Source organism: Frateuria edaphi (assembly GCF_021117405.1).
In the GTDB taxonomy this organism is placed as follows: domain Bacteria; phylum Pseudomonadota; class Gammaproteobacteria; order Xanthomonadales; family Rhodanobacteraceae; genus Frateuria_A; species Frateuria_A edaphi.
On sequence record NZ_CP088251.1, the window covers coordinates 2,197,267 to 2,221,476 of the forward strand.

General features: G+C 68.4%; 21 protein-coding genes and 1 pseudogene. 7 read left to right on the forward strand and 15 right to left on the reverse strand.

Translation table 11 applies throughout. From position 1 onward, the window contains the following. Nucleotides 1-34: 34 nt before the first annotated feature. The 4 genes from lspA to murJ form a co-directional block, all read right to left on the reverse strand. Nucleotides 35-529, reverse strand: a complete 495-nt coding sequence (lspA, locus tag LQ772_RS10335; protein WP_231320660.1) for a signal peptidase II — start codon at nt 527-529, stop codon at nt 35-37. Between the two features lie 134 nt (nt 530-663). Then, nucleotides 664-3,525, reverse strand: a complete 2,862-nt coding sequence (gene ileS, locus LQ772_RS10340) for an isoleucine--tRNA ligase (RefSeq protein ID WP_231320662.1) — start codon at nt 3,523-3,525, stop codon at nt 664-666. Nucleotides 3,526-3,691: 166 nt separating this feature from the next. Further along, nucleotides 3,692-4,645 (reverse strand): bifunctional riboflavin kinase/FAD synthetase, encoded by a 954-nt coding sequence (locus LQ772_RS10345; protein WP_231320664.1) that lies wholly within the window; start codon nt 4,643-4,645, stop codon nt 3,692-3,694. A gap of 76 nt (nt 4,646-4,721) precedes the next feature. Next, a complete protein-coding gene (gene murJ, locus LQ772_RS10350) occupies nt 4,722-6,329 on the reverse strand; it encodes a murein biosynthesis integral membrane protein MurJ (protein WP_231320666.1) in 1,608 nt (535 codons plus the stop codon). A gap of 245 nt (nt 6,330-6,574) precedes the next feature. Between murJ and rpsT the strand changes: the two genes are divergently transcribed. After that, nucleotides 6,575-6,838: a 30S ribosomal protein S20 gene (gene rpsT, locus LQ772_RS10355; RefSeq protein WP_008213299.1), complete on the forward strand. Its 264-nt coding sequence runs from the start codon at nt 6,575-6,577 to the stop codon at nt 6,836-6,838. A gap of 105 nt (nt 6,839-6,943) precedes the next feature. Here rpsT and LQ772_RS10360 read toward each other — a convergent pair whose 3' ends face one another. The 5 genes from LQ772_RS10360 to LQ772_RS10380 form a co-directional block, all read right to left on the reverse strand. Beyond that, a complete protein-coding gene (locus tag LQ772_RS10360; RefSeq protein ID WP_231320668.1) occupies nt 6,944-7,984 on the reverse strand; it encodes a glycosylasparaginase in 1,041 nt (346 codons plus the stop codon). Nucleotides 7,985-8,176: 192 nt separating this feature from the next. Continuing rightward, the gene (gene cgtA / locus LQ772_RS10365) at nt 8,177-9,247 is read right to left on the reverse strand and encodes an Obg family GTPase CgtA (RefSeq protein ID WP_231320670.1); all 1,071 of its coding nucleotides are present in this window, start codon (nt 9,245-9,247) and stop codon (nt 8,177-8,179) included. A 155-nt stretch (nt 9,248-9,402) separates the two neighbouring features. After that, nucleotides 9,403-9,660: a 50S ribosomal protein L27 gene (gene rpmA / locus LQ772_RS10370; RefSeq protein WP_091336927.1), complete on the reverse strand. Its 258-nt coding sequence runs from the start codon at nt 9,658-9,660 to the stop codon at nt 9,403-9,405. A gap of 23 nt (nt 9,661-9,683) precedes the next feature. Beyond that, a complete protein-coding gene (rplU, locus tag LQ772_RS10375) occupies nt 9,684-9,998 on the reverse strand; it encodes a 50S ribosomal protein L21 (protein WP_231320672.1) in 315 nt (104 codons plus the stop codon). A 114-nt stretch (nt 9,999-10,112) separates the two neighbouring features. After that, nucleotides 10,113-10,646 (reverse strand): DUF2059 domain-containing protein, encoded by a 534-nt coding sequence (locus tag LQ772_RS10380; RefSeq protein WP_231320673.1) that lies wholly within the window; start codon nt 10,644-10,646, stop codon nt 10,113-10,115. Between the two features lie 192 nt (nt 10,647-10,838). On the opposite strand from LQ772_RS10380, the gene uvrA reads away from it, so the two are divergent. Genes uvrA through LQ772_RS10395 form a run of 3 tightly spaced genes read left to right on the forward strand, consistent with a single transcriptional unit; the run spans nt 10,839 to nt 14,886 of the window. Further along, nucleotides 10,839-13,775 (forward strand): excinuclease ABC subunit UvrA, encoded by a 2,937-nt coding sequence (gene uvrA / locus LQ772_RS10385; protein ID WP_231320675.1) that lies wholly within the window; start codon nt 10,839-10,841, stop codon nt 13,773-13,775. Next, the gene (locus tag LQ772_RS10390; protein ID WP_231320676.1) at nt 13,772-14,242 is read left to right on the forward strand and encodes an acyl-CoA thioesterase; all 471 of its coding nucleotides are present in this window, start codon (nt 13,772-13,774) and stop codon (nt 14,240-14,242) included. Before uvrA ends, LQ772_RS10390 begins: the two co-directional genes overlap by 4 nt. 2 nt (nt 14,243-14,244) lie before the next feature. Continuing rightward, nucleotides 14,245-14,886, forward strand: coding sequence for an AraC family transcriptional regulator (locus tag LQ772_RS10395; protein ID WP_231320677.1), 642 nt, complete (start codon nt 14,245-14,247; stop codon nt 14,884-14,886). Between the two features lie 5 nt (nt 14,887-14,891). Here the strand turns inward: LQ772_RS10395 and LQ772_RS10400 are convergent, their stop codons facing one another. Further along, on the reverse strand, nt 14,892-15,392 hold the full coding sequence (locus LQ772_RS10400; protein ID WP_231320678.1) for a GNAT family N-acetyltransferase: 501 nt from the start codon (nt 15,390-15,392) through the stop codon (nt 14,892-14,894). Between the two features lie 157 nt (nt 15,393-15,549). Between LQ772_RS10400 and LQ772_RS10405 the strand changes: the two genes are divergently transcribed. Next, complete coding sequence (locus tag LQ772_RS10405; protein ID WP_231320679.1) at nt 15,550-17,001, forward strand: DUF4139 domain-containing protein; 1,452 nt, start codon at nt 15,550-15,552, stop codon at nt 16,999-17,001. A 115-nt stretch (nt 17,002-17,116) separates the two neighbouring features. Continuing rightward, entirely contained in the window at nt 17,117-17,878 is a 762-nt protein-coding gene (locus tag LQ772_RS10410; RefSeq protein ID WP_231320680.1) for an enoyl-CoA hydratase/isomerase family protein, read from the forward strand. Between the two features lie 42 nt (nt 17,879-17,920). Here LQ772_RS10410 and LQ772_RS10415 read toward each other — a convergent pair whose 3' ends face one another. The 3 genes and pseudogenes from LQ772_RS10415 to bamJ form a co-directional block, all read right to left on the reverse strand. After that, nucleotides 17,921-18,784 (reverse strand): sulfurtransferase, encoded by an 864-nt coding sequence (locus tag LQ772_RS10415; protein ID WP_231320681.1) that lies wholly within the window; start codon nt 18,782-18,784, stop codon nt 17,921-17,923. After that, nucleotides 18,781-19,595: pseudogene (locus LQ772_RS10420) on the reverse strand (NUDIX hydrolase). The gene LQ772_RS10415 and the pseudogene LQ772_RS10420 overlap by 4 nt, the downstream one beginning before the upstream one ends. A gap of 111 nt (nt 19,596-19,706) precedes the next feature. Next, nucleotides 19,707-20,417, reverse strand: coding sequence for a BamJ family beta-barrel-assembly machinery protein (gene bamJ / locus LQ772_RS10430; RefSeq protein ID WP_231320686.1), 711 nt, complete (start codon nt 20,415-20,417; stop codon nt 19,707-19,709). A 145-nt stretch (nt 20,418-20,562) separates the two neighbouring features. Here bamJ and LQ772_RS10435 point away from each other — a divergent pair, with 145 nt between their 5' ends. Continuing rightward, nucleotides 20,563-21,345 (forward strand): enoyl-CoA hydratase/isomerase family protein, encoded by a 783-nt coding sequence (locus LQ772_RS10435; RefSeq protein WP_231320687.1) that lies wholly within the window; start codon nt 20,563-20,565, stop codon nt 21,343-21,345. 44 nt (nt 21,346-21,389) lie between these two features. On the opposite strand, the gene LQ772_RS10440 is transcribed toward LQ772_RS10435, so the two are convergent. Both LQ772_RS10440 and mutL read right to left on the reverse strand, forming a co-directional pair. After that, complete coding sequence (locus LQ772_RS10440; RefSeq protein ID WP_231320688.1) at nt 21,390-22,304, reverse strand: DUF1684 domain-containing protein; 915 nt, start codon at nt 22,302-22,304, stop codon at nt 21,390-21,392. An 85-nt stretch (nt 22,305-22,389) separates the two neighbouring features. Next, nucleotides 22,390-24,201 (reverse strand): DNA mismatch repair endonuclease MutL, encoded by a 1,812-nt coding sequence (gene mutL / locus LQ772_RS10445; RefSeq protein ID WP_231320689.1) that lies wholly within the window; start codon nt 24,199-24,201, stop codon nt 22,390-22,392. Nucleotides 24,202-24,210 lie beyond the last annotated feature (9 nt).

Consider the following 24,210-nt stretch of genomic DNA (forward strand, 5'->3'; position numbering starts at 1 on the left):
CTGTAGGCGCGAACCTGCGCTCCTACACCGGGCATTATCGCACGTCGGCCTTGCCGCTCCTGAAACCGAACAGGATCAGCAGGACCGCACCGACCGAGATGCCGCAGTCGGCCACGTTGAACACCGGATAGCTCCACTGCTGGTAGTAGACCTGGATGAAGTCGGTCACCTGCGCCGCATGCAGCCGATCGATCAGGTTGCCAAGCGCGCCGCCGACGATCAGGGCCAACGGGAGCGCCGTGCGCCAGTCGCGGCGTGCGGTGCGCGCCAGCCATACGACCAGTGCGCCACTGATCACCAGCGCCAGCACGACGAAGAACCAGCGCTGCCAGCCGTCGCCCTGCGCGAGGAAGCTGAAGGCAGCGCCCGTATTGAAAGCCAGCGTCCAGTTGAGAAACCCCGGGATCACCGGATGTGGCATGCCGGCCGGCTGCAGGGCGTGCAGCGCCCATATCTTGGTCAGCTGGTCGAGGCCAATGACCAGCAGGGAAAGGAGCAGCCAGGGCAAGGCGTTGGGTTTGGGATGCATGTGCCAGTCCGGAGCGATTTGTCCAACATCGTTCGCCCTGAGCGTAACGCAGCGGAGCCGAAGGGCCAGCGCTTTCGTGGCCCTTCGACTTCGGCACTACCAGCCTGTGCTCAGGATGAGCGTCCTTTTTCCGATCAGAACCAGCGGCGCGTTTCGCCCTGCCCCGCCACATTCTCGACGCAGCGGCCACACAGCTCCGGATGGTCCGGCTGGCTGCCCACATCGGGACGACGGTGCCAGCAGCGCACGCACTTGGCCGCCTCGCTGGCCGTTGCCGACACCCAGGCTTCGCCGCCGGCCAGTTCCACCTTCACTGCCTCCTCGGAACGTGGCATCAACGGCGCCAGCGACGCGTCGGAGGTGATGAAGAAGAAACGCAGCTCGTCCTGCGCCGCCGCATACCGCTCGAGGAGGGCCGGATCGGCATGGATCGCCAGGTTCGCTTCCAGCGACGCGCCGATCTTGCCGTCCTTGCGCATGCTCTCGAGAACCCTTGCGCCCGTTTCGCGAATCGCCAGCAGCTCGGCCCACCAGGAACGCTGCTCGGCCGAGCCCTGCGTCGCGGCAAGCCCGTCGTACCAGGTCTCGAACAACACGCTCTGGCCACGCTCGCCGGGCAGTTGCTGCCAGATCTCTTCGGCGGTGAAGGCCAGGATCGGCGCCAGCCAGCGCACCAGCGCCTCGCCAATGCGGAACATCGCGCTCTGCGCGCTGCGCCGCCCGTGGCTGTCGGTCGGCATGGTGTAGAGACGGTCCTTGGTGATGTCCAGGTACAGCGCGCCCATCTCGTTGGTGCAGAAGTTCTGCACGCGCGCGACCACGTCGGGGAAGTCGTAGCGCTCGTAGGCAGCGATCACTGCCTGCTGCACGTCGAACGCCTGCTGCACCGCCCACTGGTCAAGCGGCAGCGTCTGCTCCACCGGCAGCAGGTGCCTGGTCGGATCGAAGCCGTCCAGATTGCCGAGCAGGAAGCGCGCGGTGTTGCGGATGCGCCGGTAGCTGTCCGAGACGCGCTTGAGGATCTCGTCCGAGACGGTCATCTCGTTGCGGTAGTCGGCCGACGCCACCCACAGCCGCAGCACGTCGGCGCCGAGCGTGTCCATCACTTTCTGCGGCGCGACCACGTTGCCCAGCGACTTGGACATCTTGCGACCGGACGCGTCGACCGTGAAGCCGTGCGTCAGCACTTCCTCATACGGCGCGCGGCCGTGGATCGCCGAGGAAGTGAGCAAGGACGACTGGAACCAGCCGCGGTGCTGGTCCGAGCCTTCCAGGTACATCACCTTGTATTGCGTGGCGTCGCCCTTCTGCAGCTCGGGCCGCTGGCCGATCACGCAGAAATGGGTGACGCCCGAATCGAACCACACATCGAGGATGTCGGTGACCTTCTCGTAGTCGCCGGCCTCATCGCCCAACAGTTCGGTCGCGTCGAGCTCGTACCACGCGTCGACGCCGCCCTGCTCGACCCGCTTCGCCACCTGCTCCAGCAACGCGACCGATTCAGGATGTGGCTCCTGCGTAGCCTTGTGCACGAACAATGCGATCGGCACGCCCCAGGTGCGCTGGCGGCTGATGCACCAGTCCGGTCGACCGGCAACCATGCCGGCGATGCGCTCCTCGCCCCAGGTCGGCACCCAGCGCACGTCCTTGATCGCCTTGAGCGCGGTGGCGCGCAGGTCCGCCTGCTCCATGCCGATGAACCACTGGGGCGTGGCGCGGAAGATCACCGGCGTCTTGTGGCGCCAGCAGTTGGGGTAGCTGTGTTCGATCTTCGCGTGCGCCAGCAGCACCCCGCGGCCGCGCAGCAGATCGACGATGGCATCGTTGGCCTTCCAGATGTGCATGCCCGCCAGCGGAAGGTCACCCGCCACCGGCACGTCCTCGCGGTAGGCACCGCGCGGACCGACGTAGTTGAGCGTTCCCAGGCCGTTCTCGCGACCGACGATGAAGTCCTCCATGCCGTGGTCCGGTGCGGTGTGCACGGCGCCGGTACCATCCTCGGCGGAGACGTGCTCGCCCAGCAGGACAGGGACTTCGCGCGGGTAGAACGGATGGTGCAGCTTGAGGCCGTCGAGGGCCGCGCCCCTGGCGTGACCGAGCACCTTCGGAGCGTCGACGCCGTAGCGCTTGAGGGCCGGCTCGACCAACGCGCTGGCGATCACCAGCAGCACCCGCCGGCCATCGCGCGCGGGCCCTTCGACCAGGGCGTATTCCAGATCCGCACCCAGTGCCACCGCCTGACTGGACGGCAACGTCCACGGCGTGGTGGTCCAGATCGGCACGGAAACGATCGCGTCACCTGCATCGGCGCCGAACCTGCCCGCCAATGCCTTCGAATCGACCGCGTCGTAAGCCACGTCCACGGCGGGGGACTGCTTGTCGCCGTACTCGATCTCCGCCTCGGCCAACGCCGAGCCGCAGTCGAAGCACCAGTAAACCGGCTTGGCGCCGCGCACCACGTGGCCATTCGCGACGATGCGCGCCAGCGCGCGCAGCATGTCGGCCTCGTAACGGAAGTCCATCGTCTTGTACGGATGCGACCAGTCGCCCAGCACGCCCAGCCGCTTGAAATCGGCGCGCTGCGCGTCGACCTGCTCCTGGGCGTACTCGCGGCATTTCTGGCGGAACGCGCGCGCGTCGAGTTTTTCGCCCGGCTTGCCGTGCTTCTTCTCCACCGCGATCTCGATCGGCAGGCCATGGCAGTCCCAACCGGGCACGTACGGCGAGCGGTAGCCGGCCAGCAGCTTGGACTTGACCACCATGTCCTTGAGGATCTTGTTGACCGCGTGGCCGATGTGGATCGCGCCGTTGGCGTACGGCGGGCCGTCGTGCAGCACGAACGCCTTGTCTCGACCGGCCACCTTCTGCTGGATCTGCGCGTAGCGGCCGACCTTCTCCCATTCGGCGAGCCAGTGCGGCTCGCGCTTGGGCAGGTCGCCGCGCATCGGGAAATCCGTCTGCGGCAGGTTGATCGTGCTCTTGTAGTCGTGCGTCATGTAGGGCTGTCCGTGAGGAGACGCCGGAAAGGCGCGATACGCGCCGGCGAACCGTTGAAAATAGTGGAAATTGCTGCGTTGCGGTAGAGGACGATGCTTGCAGGAGCGCACGTGTACGCGACGGGCGAGGCGGGCAGGCCGCCGTCGCACGGGTGCGCTCCTACATTCAGGCTTCCGCCAACCGCGGATTCATGCCCAGCAGCTCGCGCGCCTGGCGCGCGTCCTCGTGCATCTGCGCCGTCAGCGTCTCCAAGCCGTCGAACTTCTGTTCGTCACGCAGCTTGGCGACGAACTCGACCGCCATGCGCCGTCCATAAAGATCGCCCTCGAAGTCGAACAGGCACACTTCCAATACCGGCTGCGCAACCTGGTTGACCGTCGGCCGCAGCCCGAGCGATGCCACGCCCGGCCAGCTGCACGGCGCCTCGCCGAGCCCGACGCGCACCGCGAAAATGCCTTGGATCGGGCTGACCCGACCACGCAAGTGGATGTTGGCAGTGGGAAAGCCCAGCGTCCGGCCCAGCTGGTTGCCGCGCTCGACGCGCCCATCGATCACGAACGGTCGTCCGAGCAACGGCATGGCGCCGGCGAACTCGCCGGCCGCGAGCAGCGCCCGCACGCGGGTGGCCGACACGCGTGCGCCCTCGAGCAACACTGGCGGCATCACGCGCGTGATGAAACCCAGCTCCGCGCCCATGCGCTCGAGCATGGCCACGTCGCCCGTGCGTTTGTGGCCGAAGCGGAAATCCTCACCAACCCAGACCTCCCGCGCCGCCAGCCGCTCGACCAGCACGCGCCGCACGAAATCCCCGGCGGACATCGCCGTCAGCGCCGCGTTGAAACGCAGCATCAGCGCCTGCGCCATTCCGGCGGCCGCAAAACCCTTGAGCTTTTCTCGCACGCTGGACAGTCGCGGTACCGGATCGGGCGAGAAGTACGCCCGCGGCAGGGGCTCAAAACTGACCACCGCCGGCTGCGCCTCCAGTGCGGCCGCGCGGATGTGCACCTCGGCCAGCAGGGCCTGGTGCCCGCGATGCAGGCCGTCGAAGGCGCCGATGGCCACCACGCTGCCCTCGGGGGCCAGGCAGGGGCCCGCAAGGTCCCGGGAAAGTCTTGTCATCCGGCCAGTATAAGCGGACGCCCGTGGCGGGCTGTTCACGCTCTGGCAGGAGCGTCCTTGGGCGCCCCACCGAACATCAGACCCCGCGCAGTTCGCGCAGCCGGAAGCCCATGGCGAGCAGCGCCACCACGTAGGTCACCGCGCCCGCGCCCACCATCACGGCCAGGTGCCAGACGCGCGTGAAGGTCGGTACCGAGGTCCAGTCCTGCCACAGCCAGCGCCCCAACAGCAGCACAGCCACCATCGCCGCGCAGGCCACCGCCAGCCGCAGGAAATGCCGCGTCCAGCCGTGCTGGCGTTCGTACACCCCAGCCTGCCTGAGCCAGCGCCACAAAAGGCCCAGGTTGATGTAGCTGGCCAGCGCGCTGGCCATGCCCAACGCCATGTGCAGGCCCGGCACTTGCGCCAGCGCCTGCAGCCAGGGCGCCTGCTTCTGCGACGGGGTGGCCCACAGCGCGAACAGCAGCGCCACGAACAGCACGTTGAACGCCATGTTGGCGACCAGCGACGCCACGCCGGCCCGCACGGGCGTGCGCGTGTCCTGCCGCGCGTAGAACGCCGGCAGCAGCACCTTGACCAGCGCGAAGGCCGGCAGCCCGAAGCTCAATGCGGTGATCGACAGCGTGGCCATGCGGGTATCGAACGCATCGAATCGGCCATGCTGGAACAACGTCGCCACGAGCGGCTCGGCCAGCAGCATCAGGCCGAACATGGCCGGCACCGCGATCAGCAGCGTGGTGCGCAGACCCCAGTCCAGCGCGCGCGAGAAGCCGATGCGGTCGGTAGTCACGTGGTGGCGCGACAGCGAAGGCAGGATCACCGTGCCCAGCGCCACGCCGAACACGCCCAGCGGCAGTTCCAGGAACCGGTCCGCCTGCGACAGCCAGCTTTGCGAACCCGCGATCAGCAGCGAGGCGATCACCGTGTCCAGCAGCAGGTTGATCTGCGCCACCGAGGAACCGAACAGCGTGGGCACCATAAGCCGCATGATCCGGCGTACCTGCGGATGGCCCCAGCCCCAACGTGGCAGCGACAGCAGGTCCAGTCCGCGCAGCGCCGGCAACTGGAACAGCAACTGGAGGATGCCGGCGGCCAGGATCGCCCAGCCCAGTGCAAGGATCGGCGTTTCCAGCCACTTCGACAGCCACAGCGCGCCCGCGATCATGCACAGGTTGAGGATCACCGGCGTCAGCGCCGGCAGGCCGAAGCGGTGGAAGCTGTTGAGCGCGCCACCGGACAACGCGGTCAGCGACACGAACAGCAGGAACGGGAAGGTCAGTCGCAGCAGCTCCACGGTGAGCGCGAACTTCTTCGGCTCGTCCAGCGCACCCGGCGAGAACAGCATGGTGACCTCGGGCGCGAAGATCAGCCCGATCGCCGTCACCACCAGCAGCACGCCGCCCAGCGTGCCCGACACCCGCGCCATCAGCTCCTTGAGATCGGCATGGCTCCCGGTCTCCTTCACCTCCGTGAACACGGGCACGAAGGCGGTGGAGAACGAGCCCTCGGCGAACAGCCGGCGCATGAAATTGGGAATGCGGAAGGCCACCCAGAAGGCGTCGGTGGCCGCGTTCGCACCGAACGCCGAATTGATCGCCATGTCGCGCACCAGGCCGAGCACGCGGGAGATCATGGTCATGCTGCTGAAGGACAGCAGCCCGCGGAACATGCTGGGGGATTTCATGCGTGGAACGGAACCTGGCGCGGCCAAAGGCCTAGTGTGACAGCCCGCCGGGGCGCGCAGGTAGCCTCGACATGGCGACAAGAGGGATTGGAATCGTTCGCAGGTGCGCACCTGTGCGCGACCGCGGCTCGCACGAGGTGTACATGCCCCAAGCGGTCGAGACCGCCTAAACAGTTGACCGGCCAGCGCATTGCCCGCATAATTGCCCGTCTTTTTCCAACCCAAGCCTTCTCTGGAGTTCTACCTTGGCCAACATCAAGTCCGCGAAGAAGCGCGCGCGCCAGTCCGAGCAGCGCCGCCTGCGCAACGTCAGCGCCCGTTCCATGGTGCGCACCGCCCTGAAGAAGGTCGTCAAGGCCATCGAGGCGAAGGACAAGGCCGCCGCCGTGGAAGCCTTCGCCGCCGCCCAGCCGGTCATGGACCGCTACGCCGCGCGCGGTCTCATCCACAAGAACAAGGCCGCTCGCCACAAGAGCCGCCTCAACGCGAAGATCCACGAGCTGGCGTAAGCCGGCCTCGCGTATCCAAGGGTTGGTGGAAAGGCCGGCGCAAGCCGGCCTTTTCGTGTGTCCGGAAGAAAAGCAGGCAGCCACCCGGCCGCGTCCCTGCCCCGGTCAGGAAAAGCTGGTTGTGTAGACGCTGGGCGAGGCGAACAGGCCATCCTGCTTCTTCGCATCGCACACGGCGTAGGTAAACCCGCGCTGGATCGCGTGTGCGCCCACGGCACCGTCGCGCCGTAGCGCGAGGAAGCCCACCTGCATTTCCTTCGCCGCGTCCGGACGCTTCCTGACGATGCGCCGGACCGCCTCCTCGCAGGCTTCCTGGGGGCTGCGCCCCTGGCGCATCAGCTCGACCACCAGGAAGCTGCCAGCATTGCGGATGACCTCTTCGCCCACGCCCGTGGACGTGGCGCCACCCACTTCGCCGTCCACGTAGAGACCCGCGCCGATGATCGGGCTGTCGCCGACACGGCCGAGCAGCTTCCACGCCATGCCGCTGGTGGTGCATGCGCCGGCCAGGTGTCCGTGCGCGTCCACGGCGAGCATGCCGATGGTGTCGTGGTTGTCGTGCCCGCCAGGCAGGCTGCGGCGGTAGTCGAGGTTCTCGCTGTTGGCCACCGGCCGGTATTTCGCGGTCTTCAGCCACTCGCGCCAGGCCTTCTCGGCCTCGGGCGTCAGCAGGTTTTCCTCATGGAAGCCTTGCTCCCGGGCGAACTGCAGCGCGCCGTCGCCGACCAGCAGCACGTGCGGCGTGGCCTCCATCACCCGCCGCGCCACGCGGATCGGGTGAGCAATGCGTTCCAGGCACGCGACCGCGCCACATCGGCCGTCGCCGTCCATGATGCTGGCGTCCAGGGTGACGTGGCCGTCCCGATCCGGATAGCCGCCCTTGCCGACGCTGTGGTTGGCCAGGTCCGACTCGGGCACCTGGGCGCCCTGCTCCACCGCGTCCAGCGCCTTGCCGCCGCGGGCGAGTACGGCCCAGGCCGCCCGGTTGGCGGGCACGCCGAAATCCCAGGTGGAGATCACGCGGGCGCCGTCGGTGCCCGGCAGCGCGCCGTTCGACGGCGCCGCTGTGGCGGTAGCGAAGCGAGGCGCGGCGAGCGCGCCGGCGGCCAGCATGGAAGTCTTCAGGAATTCGCGGCGAGAGGGCATGAAGGAGACTCCTCGAACAGAAGCTCCGCATGATGCGCGAATCGGGGTGGGCAGGCGAATTTCGAGTTCCTGCTACCCCATCCGCTTGTCCTGAAGACGGAAATGACCCCGCGGCCGGCTCCAGTCCCGGCCATCCCCGATAACGGGAACCGCCACGACAGGCGGATGTGGAAAGCCTCGCGAGAGCGCGGCTTACTGCTCGCCGCGCAGCCGCACGTCGCCCGGCTGCATATCCACGCGTTCCTCGCGCACCTGGCGCTGGGACTCGAAGAAACGCTGCACCTGCTGGCAGACCGCCATGGTGTTGTCGCGCGCGATCGCCGACACCAGGAACCACGGCTCCTTCCATTCGAGCCGGGCGACGATGTCCTCGGCGATCGCCTGGCGCTCGTCCTCCGGCAGCACGTCGGCCTTGTTGAGTACCAGCCAGCGCGGACGCTCCAGCAACTCGGGGTCGAACTTGGCCAGTTCCTCTTCGATCGCCCGCACCTGTTCCACCGGGTCGGTGCCATCGATCGGCGCGATGTCCACAAGATGCAACAGCAGGCGCGTGCGCGAGACGTGGCGCAGGAACTGGATGCCCAGCCCCGCACCCTCGGCGGCGCCCTCGATCAGGCCGGGAATGTCGGCGATCACGAAGCTCTGGTCGGTGCCCAGGCTGACCACGCCCAGGTTCGGATGCAGCGTGGTGAACGGGTAATCGGCCACCCGCGGCGTCGCCGCCGAGACAGCGCGGATGAAGGTCGACTTGCCGGCATTGGGGAAGCCCAGCAGACCCACGTCCGCCAGCAGCTTGAGCTCGAGCTTGAGCTCGCGCACCTCGCCCGGCGTGCCCGGCGTGGACTTGCGCGGCGCGCGGTTGACCGAGCTCTTGAAATGGATGTTGCCCAGTCCGCCCTTGCCGCCCTCGGCCACCAGCAGGCGCTGGCCGTGCTGGGTCAGGTCGCCGATCACCTCGTCGGTGTCGACATTGGTGACGACAGTGCCGACCGGCACGCGAATGGCGGTGTCGTCGCCGCCCTTGCCGTACATGTCCGAGCCCATGCCGTTCTCGCCGCGCTGGGCCTTGAAGCTCCGCTGGTGGCGGAAGTCGATCAGCGTGTTGAGGCCTTCGTCGGCCACCAGCCACACCGAACCGCCGTGGCCGCCGTCGCCGCCGTTGGGGCCGCCGAACGGGATGAACTTCTCGCGACGGAAGCTGACGCAGCCGTTGCCGCCGTCACCGGCCTGGACTTTGATGATCGCTTCGTCGACGAATTTCATGGCATGGGGACCGGAACTGGGGGGATAACTGGAAGGTGGAAGCGCAAGGTTAACCGGGAAGCTGCATGTTCCCCGTTCCCCGCTCGCCGATCCCAAGCTTCACAAAAAACAAAAGCCCCGCCGGAGCGGGGCTTTCGCTGCAGCGTCGGGAGCGATCAGCCCTTGACGACGCTGACGAACTTGCGGTTGTTCTCGCCGCGGGTCTTGAACTCGACCACGCCGTCCGTCAACGCGAACAGGGTGTGGTCGCGGCCCAGGCCCACGCCGGTGCCGGCATGGAACTTGGTGCCACGCTGGCGGACGATGATGTTGCCGGCCTCGATGGCCTGACCACCATAGATCTTCACGCCCAGGTACTTCGGGTTCGAGTCGCGACCGTTGCGGGACGAACCTACGCCTTTTTTATGTGCCATGACTTAAATCCTCCGGCTCTGTATCAGGCGTTGATGCCCGTGATCTCGACTTCGGTGAAATGCTGCCGGTGCCCCATCTGCTTCTTGTGGTGCTTGCGGCGGCGGAACTTGATGATGCGGATCTTGTCCGCACGACCGTGGCGGCGCACGGTTGCCGAAACGGTGGCGCCGGCAACGGTCGGCACGCCGACGTTGACCGCGTCGCCCGAGCCAACCAGCAGAACCTGGTCGAAGCTCACGTTGGCGCCTTCCTCGGCATCCAGCAGCTCCACGCGCAGCACGTCGCCCTGCTGGACGCGGTACTGCTTGCCGCCGGTCTTGATGACTGCATAACTCATGGGATTGTCCCTTCTGTCGTTATTCTCTTGGGTTTCACCGCGCGCGTACCGGCCGTGGTGAACGGCGAAGTATAACGATGCCGTCCGGGGCTGGTCAATCTTTGAGCAGGGGCCTCAGGGGCTCGCCGACGAAGTACCTGCGGCGGGCGCGACCAGCTTCGTCCCCGGCGCCGCTGCCGGCGCGGCCGGGCAGCGGCCCTGGGCGTCGATCCTGCCGCTTTTTTGCAGCTCGGCCAGCATCGCCTGAGCTCGCTGGCGGCCCCATTCCTGGCCCAGTTGCATGCCCTCGGCCATGGTCGCGGGCATTTCGGTGATCACCTTCTTGCCTAGTGGTGAGCGGTAGAACTTGAGCAGCCCCTGGATGTCGGCCGCGCTGAAATGGCGCTGGTAGATCGGCACCATGCGCTCGGTCAGCTCCCGAGCCCCCTTGGCGTCGATGAAGCCCTGCCAGTAATCGCTCGGCACGCAGGGCAACTGCTGCTGCATCATCGCCGCCATCTGGCTGTTCATCTGCCCCAGCATCCGGTCGACGCCGAACACGTCCATCAGCTGGCGCACCTGCGCCTCGCTGGGCGGTTTGGGGGTGGCTGCCAGCGCGGTGCCGGTCCCCAGCAGCAAGGCCATGCCCATCAGGCTCCACATGCGCATGTGCATCTCCTCATCCCGTCCCGAGCCGGGTATTTGGCCACAGCCGCCAGCCTTTGCGTAGACCGGCGAAGGCCGCCCCCCCCCCCCCGGCGGGTGTGCGAGAGCAGTGGGCTGAAGCCCACCCTACCGAGTCTCAATTTCTGACCTCGGCAGGTTGGTATAGTGGCCGGTCTCCCCCATATCCCAGCGCGCATGGAAACCATACGCATCCGCGGCGCCCGCACGCACAACCTCAAGAACATCGACCTGGACCTGCCGCGCGATCGCCTGATCGTGATCACCGGCCTGTCCGGCTCGGGCAAATCCTCGCTCGCCTTCGACACGATCTACGCCGAAGGCCAGCGCCGCTACGTCGAGTCGCTCTCGGCGTACGCGCGGCAGTTCCTGTCGATGATGGAAAAGCCCGACGTCGACCATATCGAGGGCCTGTCCCCGGCGATCTCGATCGAACAGAAGTCGACCTCGCACAACCCGCGCTCGACCGTCGGCACGATCACCGAGATCTACGACTACCTGCGCCTGCTCTACGCCCGCGTTGGCACGCCGCGCTGTCCGGACCATGCCATCCCGCTGGAGGCGCAGACCGTCAGCCAGATGGTCGACGCCACGCTGGCGCTCGATGCCGACAAGCGCTGGATGCTGCTCGCGCCGGTCGTCCGCGAGCGCAAGGGCGAGCACGTGCAGGTGTTCGACCAGCTGCGCGCGCAGGGCTTCGTGCGCGCCCGCGTCGACGGGGTGGTGTACGAACTCGACGCGGTGCCACCGCTGACCCTGCGCCAGAAGCACACCATCGAGGTGGTGATCGACCGCTTCCGCCCGCGCGAAGACCTCAAGCAGCGCCTGGCCGAATCGTTCGAAACCGCGCTGCGGCTCGGCGACGGCCTGGTGATCGTGGTCGACATGGACGACGACAGCGCGCCCGAGCAACTGTTGTCCTCGCGCTACTCGTGCCCCGTCTGCGACTACTCGCTGCCGGAGCTGGAACCGCGGCTGTTCTCCTTCAACTCGCCGATCGGCGCCTGCCCCAGCTGCGACGGCCTGGGCGTGACCCAGGTGTTCGATCCGGCGCGCGTGGTCGGCCATCCGGAGCTCCCGCTCTCCAACGGCGCGATCCGCGGCTGGGACCGGCGCAACCCGCACTACTTCCAGATGCTGCTCTCGCTGGCCGCGCACTACGGCTTCGAGGCCGATACGCGCTGGCGCGACCTGCCCCCGCACATCCAGCAGGCGATCCTCTACGGCAGCGGCAAGGAGAAGATCGCCTTCCGCTACCTCACCGAGCGCGGCGGCCGGGTGACCCGCGAGCATGCCTTCGAGGGCATCCTCCCCAACCTCGAGCGGCGCTACAAGGAAACCGAGTCGTCCGCGGTGCGCGAGGAACTGGCCAAGTACATCAGCGACCACCCCTGCCCCACCTGCGAGGGCCAGCGCCTGAACCGGTCGGCGCGCAACGTGTTCGTGTCCGACCAGCCACTGCCGGCGCTGACCAACCGGTCGATCGACGACGCGCTGGGGTTTTTCGACGAGCTGAAGCTCGCCGGCTGGCGCGGCGAGATCGCGGCCAAGATCGTCAAGGAAATCCGCGAGCGGCTGACCTTCCTCAACGACGTGGGCCTCAACTACCTCACGCTGGACCGCCAGGCTGACTCCCTGTCCGGCGGCGAAGCCCAGCGCATCCGCCTGGCCAGCCAGATCGGCGCCGGCCTGGTCGGCGTGATGTACGTGCTGGACGAGCCCTCGATCGGCCTGCACCAGCGCGACAACGAGCGCCTGCTCGGCACGCTCACCCGCCTGCGCGACCTGGGCAACACGGTGATCGTGGTCGAGCACGATGAGGACGCCATCCGCATGGCCGACCACGTGCTCGACATCGGCCCCGGCGCCGGCGTGCACGGTGGCGAGGTGGTGGCACAGGGCACGCTCAAGGACATCCTGGGCTCGGAGCGCTCGATCACCGGCCAGTACCTCTCGGGCACGCGTGCCATCGAGGTCCCCGCCGAGCGGCGCAAGCCGGTCGACGAGGACGCCTGGCTGCGCCTGAAGGGCGCGCGCGGCAACAACCTCAAGCACGTCGACCTGGCAATCCCGGCCAAGCTGTTCACCTGCGTCACTGGCGTGTCCGGCTCGGGCAAGTCCACGCTGGTCAACGACACGCTGTTCCGCCTGGCCGCCTCCGAGTTGAATGGCGCCAGCGGGCAGCCGGCGCCGTTCGAATCGGTCAGCGGCATGGACCTGTTCGACAAGGTGGTCGACATCGACCAGTCGCCGATCGGCCGCACGCCGCGCTCCAACCCGGCCACCTACACCGGCCTGTTCACGCCGCTGCGCGAGCTGTTCGCCCAGGTGCCCGAGGCGCGCGCCCGCGGCTACACGCCCGGCCGCTTCAGCTTCAACGTGCGCGGCGGCCGCTGCGAAGCGTGCGAAGGCGACGGCATGATCAAGGTGGAAATGCACTTCCTGCCGGATGTCTACGTGCCCTGCGACGTCTGCCACGGCAAGCGCTACAACCGCGAGACGCTGGAGATCCACTACAAGGGCAACACCATCGCCGACGTGCTGGACATGACGGTGGAGGACGCGCTGAAGCTGTTCGAGAACGTGCCGACCATCGCGCGCAAGCTCGATACGCTGCGAGCGGTGGGCCTGGACTACATCAAGCTCGGTCAGAGCGCGACCACGCTCTCCGGCGGCGAGGCGCAACGCGTCAAGCTCTCTAAGGAGCTGTCCAAGCGCGACACCGGCCGCACGCTCTACATCCTGGACGAGCCCACCACCGGCCTGCACTTCCACGACATCGAGCAGCTGCTCGACGTGCTGCACCAGCTGGTCGACCAGGGCAACACCGTGGTCGTGATCGAGCACAACCTCGACGTGATCAAGACCGCCGACTGGATCGTCGACCTCGGCCCCGAGGGCGGCGCCGGCGGCGGGCGGATCCTCATCGCCGGCACGCCGGAAGAGGTGGCCGCATCGCCCGAGTCGCACACCGGGCGCTTCCTGGTACCTCATCTCAAGGCGCCGCCACCCGCCAAGGAAAAGCCGGCGGCCAAGCGCACCAAGAACACGCTCAAGCACATCGCCTCGGCCGACAAGCACCGGCCCATGCCGCGCAAGAAGAAGGCCCCATGAGCCCGCGCAAGTCGACCAGGAAAGCCACGGTCGAAAGTCCTGCCGAGCAGGCGCCGCCGCCGACATCCGCGCCGCTGTTCACCGCGGCGCTGCCGGTTCGCTGGCGCGACCTGGACGCGTTCAACCACGTCAACAATTCCAACTACCTCACCTACCTGGAAGAGGCGCGGCTGCAGTGGCTCAGCCACGTGCCGGGCCCATGGTTCGACGAGAACGCGATGCCGGTGATGGCGGCCGTCCAGCTCAACTACCGACGGCCGATCGAATGGCCGGCGCAATTGAGCGTGGAGCTTTTCTGCGAGCGCCTGGGCACCAGCTCGATGACCATCGGCCATCGCATCCTCGATGTGGAGGACCCCGAGCGCCTGTACGGCGACGGCCACGTGGTGATGGTCTGGATGGACCCGGCCACTGGCAAGCCGGTGCCGTTGCCCGACGCGATCCGCCGGGCGGCCGCGCAGGACTGATCATGCGCGCCCGCGCCCCTGCTCCACGCACGGCCTTCCGGGTGCAGCGCAGCGAAGCGGGGGCGGTCGAAAGCATCGCCGGCGACCGGCATGCCTGGCGCTTCCGCCCTCATTTCCATGCCGGCGACGAGGTCGTACGGATGCTTGCCGGCCGCGCGCGGCTGTGGCTTCCAGCCGGCGCCTGCATGGTGAGGGCCGGCGACACGGTCACGGTGCCGGCCGGCACGGTTCATCGTTTCGAACCGGTCGACCGATACGGCTGGGCCTTCGCTTCGGAGTTCGTGCCGAACCCACGCGTTCCCCCGGCCACGGAGTCCGGCGACACGCTCGGTGCGCAAGCGCGGGCGCTGCTGGTCCGCCGTTCGTCACTGCATACCGATGTGGAAAGCGTGGCGCAGGCATGCGGGGTTTCGGCCGGCCATCTTGCGCGTGCGTTCCGCCGGGAGACCGGCACCGGCCTGCACAACTTCCACGTCCTGCTGGCCCTGCACCGTGCCAAGGCGTTGCTGCGCCGGCATGTGCCGGTTGCCGAGGTGGCGCTCGACGCCGGCTTCTATGACCAGGCGCACCTCAACCGGGAGTTCGTGAGGACTTTCGGCATGACGCCGGCCACCTTCCGTGCCGGCTGGGCGCTCGCCGGCTGACCCGCTCAATCCGTGCCGGGCGGGAGGTCGAGCGCCATGTACAGCGTGCCGGGCACGGGGTGCACGTAGTACGGCTCGACGGGCTGGAACCCGAGCGAGGCATAAAGCGCGCGCGCGGCATGCATCGAGGCGAGCGTATCCAGCAACACCCGGCGATAGCCCGTCTGGATCGCCCAGGCGATCGCCGCCTCGGCCAACAGCCGCCCCAGAGATCGACCTCGCGCCGCGGGCCGCACGTACAGGCGCTTGATCTCGCACTCGCCCTGCCCTGGCCACGGCCGCAGCGCGACGCAGCCCAAGGCGGCGCCCGCCGCGTCGCGGGCGAGCAGCACGACCCCTCCGGGCGACACGTACTTTCCCGGCAGGTGCGCAAGTTCCGCATCGATGTCCTGGAACGACAGATCGATATCCAGGCTGGCCACGTATTCCTCGAAAAGCCCGCGCACGAGTTCAAGGTCCCCGGGCAGGCGCGCGGGTGCGATGTCGATGGTCGATGGCGTGGGCATGGTCGGTCATCCGGAAGGAATGGAACCACCATAGCCGGGCAGCGCGCGCCGGGCTTGGACAGTCCTGACCCGGGCATGAGTCGGGCTGCGCGGCAGGGCCCACGCAAGCGGCAGGACGGTCGCTATGATGAGCGCTCCCCAAAACGGAAGGTGCCCCATGACGACACTCCCCCGTTCCGCGGCTCTAGCCTCTGCCTGCGCCGCCTTGATGGCGATGTCCACGGCGCAGGCGGCCGACGCCGGTACCGCGCTTACCCTTTACCGAAGCGACAGCGCCGCCCTGTTCGCTTCCTCCGGCGACGGCAGCGTGGGTGAGGGCCATGCGGTGGCGCGCGAGCAGCGCACGTTGCAGCTCAAGGCCGGCATGCAGGACGTCACCGTCGGCGACCTGCCGCTCTACCTCGATCCCGAAGCCATTGCGCTCTCCTTCGCCAACGACCAGGCCAGGCTGATTTCCCAGCGCCTGTTGCTTGGCCAGGGCAACGAGGCAGCGCTCGCCGGACTGGTCGGCCAGGAGATTACGGTCCTGGGCAACAACGGCGAATCGCTGGCGCAAGGCACCTTGTTGCGCGCCGGCAACGGCCTGCTCGTCAAGGGCACGATGGGCACGACGCTGGTACGCGACTACGCCGCGGTGCGCAGCTCCGGCGGGGACTTTCCCACCGGCGCCAGCCTGCGCCTTCGCGTGGACGCCGCCCGCGCCGGAAACGCAACTGCAACACTCAGCTATCCCACCGCCGGCCTGGGTTGGCGCGCCGCCTACGTCGCCACGCTGGTGCCGGGCGATGCCTGCCGCATGCAGTTCGAATCGCGCGCCAGCATCGCCAACCGCAGCGGACGCGACTGGCACGATGCCACGCTCAAGCTGGTCGCGGGCGAACCGCGCTTCGCCAAACCGGAAGCGCCGCGGCCCGTGGCGATGTCGATGACACGCGCCTACAAGGCCGAGGCAGCCGACATGCCGCAGCAGTCGTCCCTCGGCGATTACCGCCTCTACACCCTGCCCCAACCGGTCGACCTGCCCGACGGCAGTGTCAGCCAGGTGCCGCTCTACGCCACCCGGACGCTGACGTGCGAGCGCACCGCGCTGTACGAGAACGGCAACGCCTGGACGCCGCCGGAGCCCATGCTTGCCCCCGACTTCAACACCGGCGGTGGCAATACCATCGAAAGCACCCTGCGTTTCACCGCCTTCGACAGCCTGCCGGCCGGCTACCTGCGCGTACTGGGCGACGACAACCACGGCACGCCGCAATTCCTGGGCGAAGGCCGCATCGACGACACGCCCAAGGGCAGCGACGCCACCCTCACGCTCGGCACCGCCTTCGACCTGCGCGCCGAGCGCGAACGCACCTCGTTCAAGGTGGACAAGGCCGCGCGCGCGATGGATGAAGCGTTCCGCATCACGCTCACCAACGCCGGCGAGTCGGCGCGCGTGGTGACCGTGCGCGAACACCCGAGCCGCTGGCGGGAGTGGACGCTGGCCTCCTCGTCGGTCAAGCCGGACAAGCAGTCGCCCGACGTGCTCGAGTTCCAGGTGAAGGTGCCGGCCGGGGGCAAGGCGACGCTGGAATACGCGGTGCATTACCGCTGGGCCGCGGACGAGTAGCCACCACGCATCGCCGCAGGTGCGCACGTGTGCGACCGCCTCCGTCCGGTCATGCAACGTGCGCTCCCGCAGCAGCCGTTACGCAGCGTTCGACAAACAAGCCAAGGACCACGCCATGCTCGACATCCTCCCGCACGACGGCGACATCGCCGAGATCCGCCTGGCCCGCCCGCCGGTCAATGCGCTGAACATGGACCTGATCGCGGCGCTGCGCGATGCCCTCGCCCAGGCGCCGCGCGACGGCGCGCGCGGATTGGTGATCTCCGGCGCGCAAGGCCTGTTCTCCGCAGGCGTGGACGTGCCCGAGCTGCTGCAACGCGACCGCGCCGGCGTGCGGGCGTATTGGCGCGCGCTGTTCGACCTATGCGCGGACCTCGCCCATTTGCCGGTCCCGGCGGTGGCGGCGATCACCGGCCACAGCCCCGCGGGCGGCGCCGTGCTGGCGCTGTTCTGCGACTACCGCGTGATGGCGCAAGGTCCTTTCCGCATCGGCCTCAACGAGGTCCAGGTCGGCCTGATGGTGCCCGACTGCATCCAGCTCGCGCTGCGCCGCGTGGTCGGCACGTACCGCGCCGAGCGGCTGCTGGTCGCCGGCGCCATGATCGAGTCCGAGCAGGCGCTGGCCTGCGGCTTCGTGGACGAGCTGACTGGCGTGGACCAAGTGGTGACCCGCGCCGTGCACTGGCTGGCCGAACTGCTGGCGCTCCCGCGCCACGCGATGCTGGCCACCCGCGAGCTGGCTCGCGCCGACCTGCGCGCGGCATGGAAGGATGTCGATGCCCTGCCGCTGGACGCCTTCATGGACGCCTACTTCCACGCCGAAACACAGGCGACGCTGCAGGGACTGGTCGCACGGCTGAAGGCCAAGGGCGCCTGACCCGCCGCACTCCCTTACGCCATCAGTGCAGCAGCGATCGGCTCAGCCGGTGGCGATCGGTCGCGACGGATCGCTCACCCAGCCGCTCCACGAGGGCGCATAAAGGCGCGAACCCGTCAGCCCGGCATGCTCCATCGCCAGCAGGTTGTGGCAGGCGGTGACGCCCGAGCCGCACATGTGCACGACCTCCTGTGGCGGCGTGTCGCCCAGCACCGCGGCAAACTCTTCGCGCAGTCGTGCCGGCGGCTTGAACCGCCCGCTGGCGTCCAGGTTGTCGGCATAAGGACGGTTGAGCGCGCCGGGCACGTGGCCGGCGGCGCGATCCAGCGGCTCGGTATCGCCGCGATAACGCGCGGTCGCGCGCGCATCGAGCAATACCGGCGCGGGATCGGCGTGCAACGCTGCGTGGTCGGTGATCGCCTGGGTCGGGTCGAAGTGCACGTCGAGCTGGCTGGGCGTGCGCTCGACGTCGCCGCTTTCGACCGGCAACCCGGCCTCGCGCCAGGCGGCGAAGCCGCCATCGAGCACGGCAACCTCGCGCACGCCGGCCAGGCGCAGCAGCCACCAGAGCCGGGCCGCCGCAAGCGCACTGCTGCCGGCATCGTAGGCCACCACCTGCAGGCCCGGACGCCAGCCCCAGCGACCGAGCACGGCGGAAAACGCCTGCTCCAGCGGCAATGGGTGCCGGCCCAGGCCTTGGTCCTTGCGGCCGAGATCGGACAGATCGTGTTCCAGGCTGGCATGCACGGCGCCGGGAATATGGGCTTCGCGGTACTCGCGTTCGGGCTTGTCCGGATCGGCCGCACCAGCGCCGGCCGGGTCCGCCCGGCAATCGACGATCAGGACCTGGTCCGGCGGCATCGCCGCCAGCGTGGCCGCATCGATCAGCGTGGTATGCAGGCTCATGCGTCTTCCATCCTCTCCAGCAGGTTGAGCAGCATCGCGGCGGTCGCGCCCCAGATGCGGTGGCCGCCGTGGACGAATTCCGCCATCGCCCGCCGGTGCCCGCGGTAGTCCATCACATAGCGCCTGAGGTTGGCCGGTTCAAGGAAGAACGCGAACGGCACCTCGAACACCTCAGCCACTTCCGCCGGAGTCGGGTAAAGCACGGCGCGTTCGGCAATGCGCGCGACCACCGGCGTGACGCAGTAGCCGCTGATCGTCTCGAAGCAGTCGAGGAAGCCCAACGGTTGCACCAGCGCGCGATCGAGCCCGATCTCTTCCTCGCTTTCGCGCAGGGCGGTGTCGATCGCATTGAGGTCGCCCGGATCCTGCCGGCCTCCGGGAAAGGCCACCTGCCCCGCGTGCGACTGCAGGTGGGCGGTGCGCACGGTGAGGACCAGTCGCGGTTGCACGCCCTCGCGCACGCCAACCAGCACGGCCGCCGGGCGCCTTGGTGTGTCGCCGAGCAGGTCGGCCATCTGTGCGTGGTTCCAGCCCGGGGCCGCGGGTGGGTCGGAAAGTGGCCGCAGGATACGAGGCAGCGCGTCGAACACGCGCTCGTCCAGGCGGTCCGGCGCGCCGTCCATCACGCCCTCGCGCGCGAAGGCAGGATCTCGCGCATGTAACGCAGGCGCTCGGCGTCGTCCATGTTGCGCCAGCGTGCGATTTCCTCGCCGCTGCGCAGGCAGCCCTCGCACCAGCCGCGCGCATCCAGTCGACAGATGCCGATGCAGGGGGTCAAAGGGGCGACGGGGACGTGGGGTTCGTGCGGCATTCGCACGATTTTAGCCGATGCGCGGGAGCCTGACTGTGCCGATGGCCGCGGCAATGTTTCGGCTTCGCCCCGGGCGTGGGCCCAACGCGCCGGAGTCGAAGGATCCGGTCGCTACTTCGCGATATCCAGCAACTCGATCTCGAACACCAGCGCCTCGTTCGGCCCGATCCGCGGCAGTTGCCCGCGTTCGCCGTAGGCTAGTTGCGGCGGGATCACCACCTTCCACCGGTCGCCCACGTGCATTCGCGGGATCACGTCCTGCCAGCCGGGAATGACCTTGTCGACCTGGAAAGTGACCGGCGCACCGTGCGCCCAGGAACTGTCGAACTCGGTGCCGTCGACCAGCATGCCGCGGTAGTTGACCGTCACGGTGCTGGTGACTCTGGGCGTTTGCGTGCCCTCGCCCGAGGCGATCACCGCGTACTGGATGCCCGAGGGCAATTGCACCACGCCCGGTCGCTTGCGGTTCTGTGCCATGAATTGCGCGCTCTTGCGCGCGTTGGCCGCCGCGATGTGCTTGAACTCGTCCACCGCGTTGGCGTGCAGTTGCTGCTCCAGGCGCTCGAGCTGCGCGTGCATGTCCTGCATCGGGACGGCCGGATGGCGCCTGGCGTAGGCGTCGGCCATGGCCTTCTGCACGGTGGCCAGGTCCACATCGGGTTCACCGCCGGCGAACTGGCTGCCGATCTGGTAGCCGATCGCGTAGGACAGCTTGTGCTTGTCCAGCTTGACCTGCGACGCCGGCGCGGCGGTGCGGTCCTGCGCATGCGCGACGCTTCCCAGCAGCAGCATGCCAAGCGCCAGCCCACCCAGTCGTGTCATGCGTTGCCTCCACCGTCGACGGTACCGACATGCTAAGCGCAATGGCGACGCCATGCAGCGCCACAGCCGGCGTTGCTTCGAACCCGCGCGGCGGCAAAGGTTCCCGCGTTACCATGGTCGTTTCCCCTCCGCCGGAGCGCTTGTCATGGCCTATCGCAATCTGGAAATCGCCAACCGCGGCGCGGTGCGCGTCATCACTGTCAACCGCCCCGACAAGCTCAACGCTCTCAACCGCGACACGCTCAACGAGCTGACCCTCGCCTTCACCCAGGCGGCGCAGGACGATGCGGTGCGCGCGGTGGTGCTGACCGGCGCAGGCGAAAAAGCCTTCGTGGCCGGCGCCGACATTGCCGAGATGAACGGCTACACGCCGGTGCAGGCGCAGTCGTTCTCGCGCACCGGGCAGCGCCTGATGAGCACGATCGAGCGGCTGGGCAAGCCGGTGATCGCGCGCATCCAGGGTTTCGCGCTGGGTGGTGGAATGGAATTGGTGATGGCCTGCCACCTGCGCGTGGCCAGCGAGAAGGCGAAGTTCGGCCAGCCGGAAATCAACCTGGGCCTGATCCCCGGCTTTGGGGGCACCCAGCGCTTGGTACGGCTGGCCGGCCGCAGCGCAGCGCTCGAGCTGTGCCTGACCGGCGCACCGATCGGTGCGCAGCGGGCCTTTGAGCTTGGCATCGTCAACCGCGTGGTGGCGCCCGACGCGCTGGACGAAACCGTCGACGCGCTGGCCGACCAGCTGGCCGCCGCCGCGCCGCTGGCCGCCGCGGGCATCCTCGATGCGATCCTGCTGGGCGGCGAGACGGCGCTGGACCAGGGCCTGGAGTTCGAGACACAGGGCTTCGCGCTGGCCTTTGCCACCGAGGACATGCGCGAAGGTACGAACGCGTTTCTTGCCAAGCGCAAGCCGGAGTTCAAGGGTCGCTGAGACCTTCTGCAGGAGCGCCTTCGGGCGCTCCTGCAACAGCGGCGTCAGTGTCCGCCGCGATACTTCTTCTCACCGGCCGTCACGGCGACATCCAGCCGGTTCTCCGGTGGCGCCAGCGGACAGGTGGCGAAGGGCGTGAACGCGCAGGGCGGGTTGTAGGCCTTGTTGAAATCCAGCTCCACCTTGCCCGGCTGCGACAGGCCGCCCTTGGGCAACGTGGCGTAGAAGAAGCGCGCGGCGCCGTAGGTTTCCTTCCCGGACGTGCGGTCGGCGATCACGAAGAACAGCTCACCGCCCGGTTCTTCCTGGTAGGGCATCAGTTCGAAGGTCTGGCCGCTGCGCTGGAACACCGCCTTGCCGGGAACGTCGACCGCCTCGATGGTGCCGATCACCGAACCGATCTCCAGCTTGTGGCCGGGTGCGAACGGCACCCAGTCGGCCTCGATGCGCCAGGATGGATCGATCGGGAAATAGTCGATGCCCGCGAAGTGCGCGCGGGTGGGAGCCTCGGGATCCTTCACGCGTAGCGCCTTGCGTCCGTCGCGATCGATCACGTAGAAGCTCGCGCTGCCGAAGCGCACGAGGGTCGGACCAGCCGCGCCGGCGTGCATGTCGTCGACCAGCGTCGCCTCGGAGACGTTCTTGCCGTCGATGGTGGCTCCCGCGTCCTTGTCGAGCGCGATGCGCTGGCTGCCGTCCGCCGCGAGCGTGATCGTGCCCAGGTGGGCGGGACCGGCCGAAAGGACGATGTCGTTGTCGGCGCCGCTGCCGATGCGGTTGGCACCCTCGTGCAACCACTCGAGTCCGATCAGGCTCAGCCAGCCATCCGGCGCGGTCAGCCGCGCCACGCGGTCGGCGCGCCACTGTTCGACCTGGCGGGAATACGGATCGGTATCGGCGGCGTGCACGGCAACGGCTCCCAGGGTAATGGCGGCGAGGAACAGGCTGGCGCGAAGCATGGGGCTCTCCAGCGTGGGGTGGCGTTCGAGTATAGACGAGCTCGTATGCGTGCCCTGTGGATCGCGCCTGTGCGTTCCTACAGGATCAGCGACCGCGCAGGAACAGCCGATCAAGTTCGCCCAGCGACAGCTGCACCCACGTCGGCCGCCCGTGGTTGCACTGGCCGGAGCGCTCGGTCGCCTCCATCTCGCGCAGCAAGGCATTCATCTCCGGCAACGTCAGCCGCCGCCCCGCGCGCACCGAACCGTGGCAGGCCATCGTCGAGAGCAGTTCGTTCTCCAGCTCCTGCAGGCGACGCGAACTGCCGTGCTGGGCCAGCTCGGCCAGCACGTCGGTGGTGAGCTGGCCGACGTCGGCGCCCTCGAGCAGCGCGGGGATGCGGCGCACCACCACGGTCGACGGCCCGCTGCGCGAGAGCTCCAGGCCCCAGTCGGCCAGCGCTTCGGCGTGTTCCTCGGCGGCCGCGGCTTCCTTTGCGCTCACCGACAGGTTCAGCGGCACCAGCAGCATCTGCGAGCGCAGGTTGCTGCAGGCGCGACCGTTCTTGAGCTTTTCGTAAGTGATGCGCTCGTGCGCCGCATGCATGTCCACCAGCACCAGGCCGTGCGCATTCTCGGCGAGGATATAGATGCTCTTTAGCTGGGCGATGGCGAAGCCCAGCGGCGGCGCCTCGCGCTCGTCGGCCTCGGGCATCGACGCCGCCACGGCAGCGTCCACCCGCGCCGAAGACCCGCCCAGCAGCGTGGCGTACTCGGCCAGCGGCTCGTCACGCAGGCCGAGGTTGAGCCGGCTTTGCGCGAACTGCGACGGACGTCCAGCCGCCTGGCCACCGTAGGCATACGACGGTGTCGACGCCGTCTCCGGTTCGGGCGATGACGGCTGCGCTGCCAGCCCTGCCCGCGTTTGGGCCAGTGCCTCGTGCAGGCTGCGGAACAGAAAATCGTGCACCAGCCGCTGCTCGCGGAAACGCACCTCGTGCTTGGCCGGATGCACGTTGACGTCGACGCCGGCCGGATCGAGTTCCAGGTACAGCACGAAAGCCGGATGGCGACCGTGGAACAGCACGTCCGCATAGGCCTGGCGCACCGCGTGGGCGACCACGCGGTCGCGCACGAGCCGCCCGTTGACATAGAAGTACTGGCCATCGGCCTGCGCGCGCGAGGCGGTCGGCAGTCCGACCCAGCCCGAAAGCTGCATGCCGGCCGCGGCGTGGTCGATGTGCAGGCTCTGTGCCGGGAAACCCTCGCCGAGCACCTCGGCCACGCGCGCCAGCGCGGCCGACTGGTCCTGGCAGGCCCTGAACAGGCGCAGCGGCTTGCCGTTGTTGCTCAGGCGGAACTCCACCGATCGGCGGGCGAGCGAGAGGGACTTGAGCAGGTCGTCGATGTGCGCCAGTTCCGTGCGCTCGGCGCGCAGGAACTTCCGCCGCGCCGGCACGTTGAAGAACAAGTCCCGCACCTCGACGCTCGTGCCCACCGGATGCTGCGCCGGGCGCACCGGCTGCATGCGCCCACCGTCGACCTCCAGCCGGAACGCGCTGTCGGCATCGCGCAGGCGCGACGTCAGCGCAAAGCGTGCCACCGAGGCCACCGAGGCCAGCGCCTCGCCGCGGAAGCCCATGCTGGCGACATGCTCGAGGTCGTCGAAGCTGCCGATCTTGCTGGTGGCATGGGAAGCCACCGCCAAGGGCAGGTCGTCCGGCCCGATGCCGCCGCCGTCGTCGCGCACGCGGATCAGCCGCGCCCCGCCCTGCTCGATGTCTACTTCGATGCGGCTGGCGCCGGCATCGAGGCTGTTCTCGACCAGTTCCTTGACCACCGAGGATGGCCGCTCGATCACCTCGCCGGCGGCGATCTGGTTGATGAGGTCGGGCGGAAGCTGGCGGATAACGGGCATCGCGCAAGC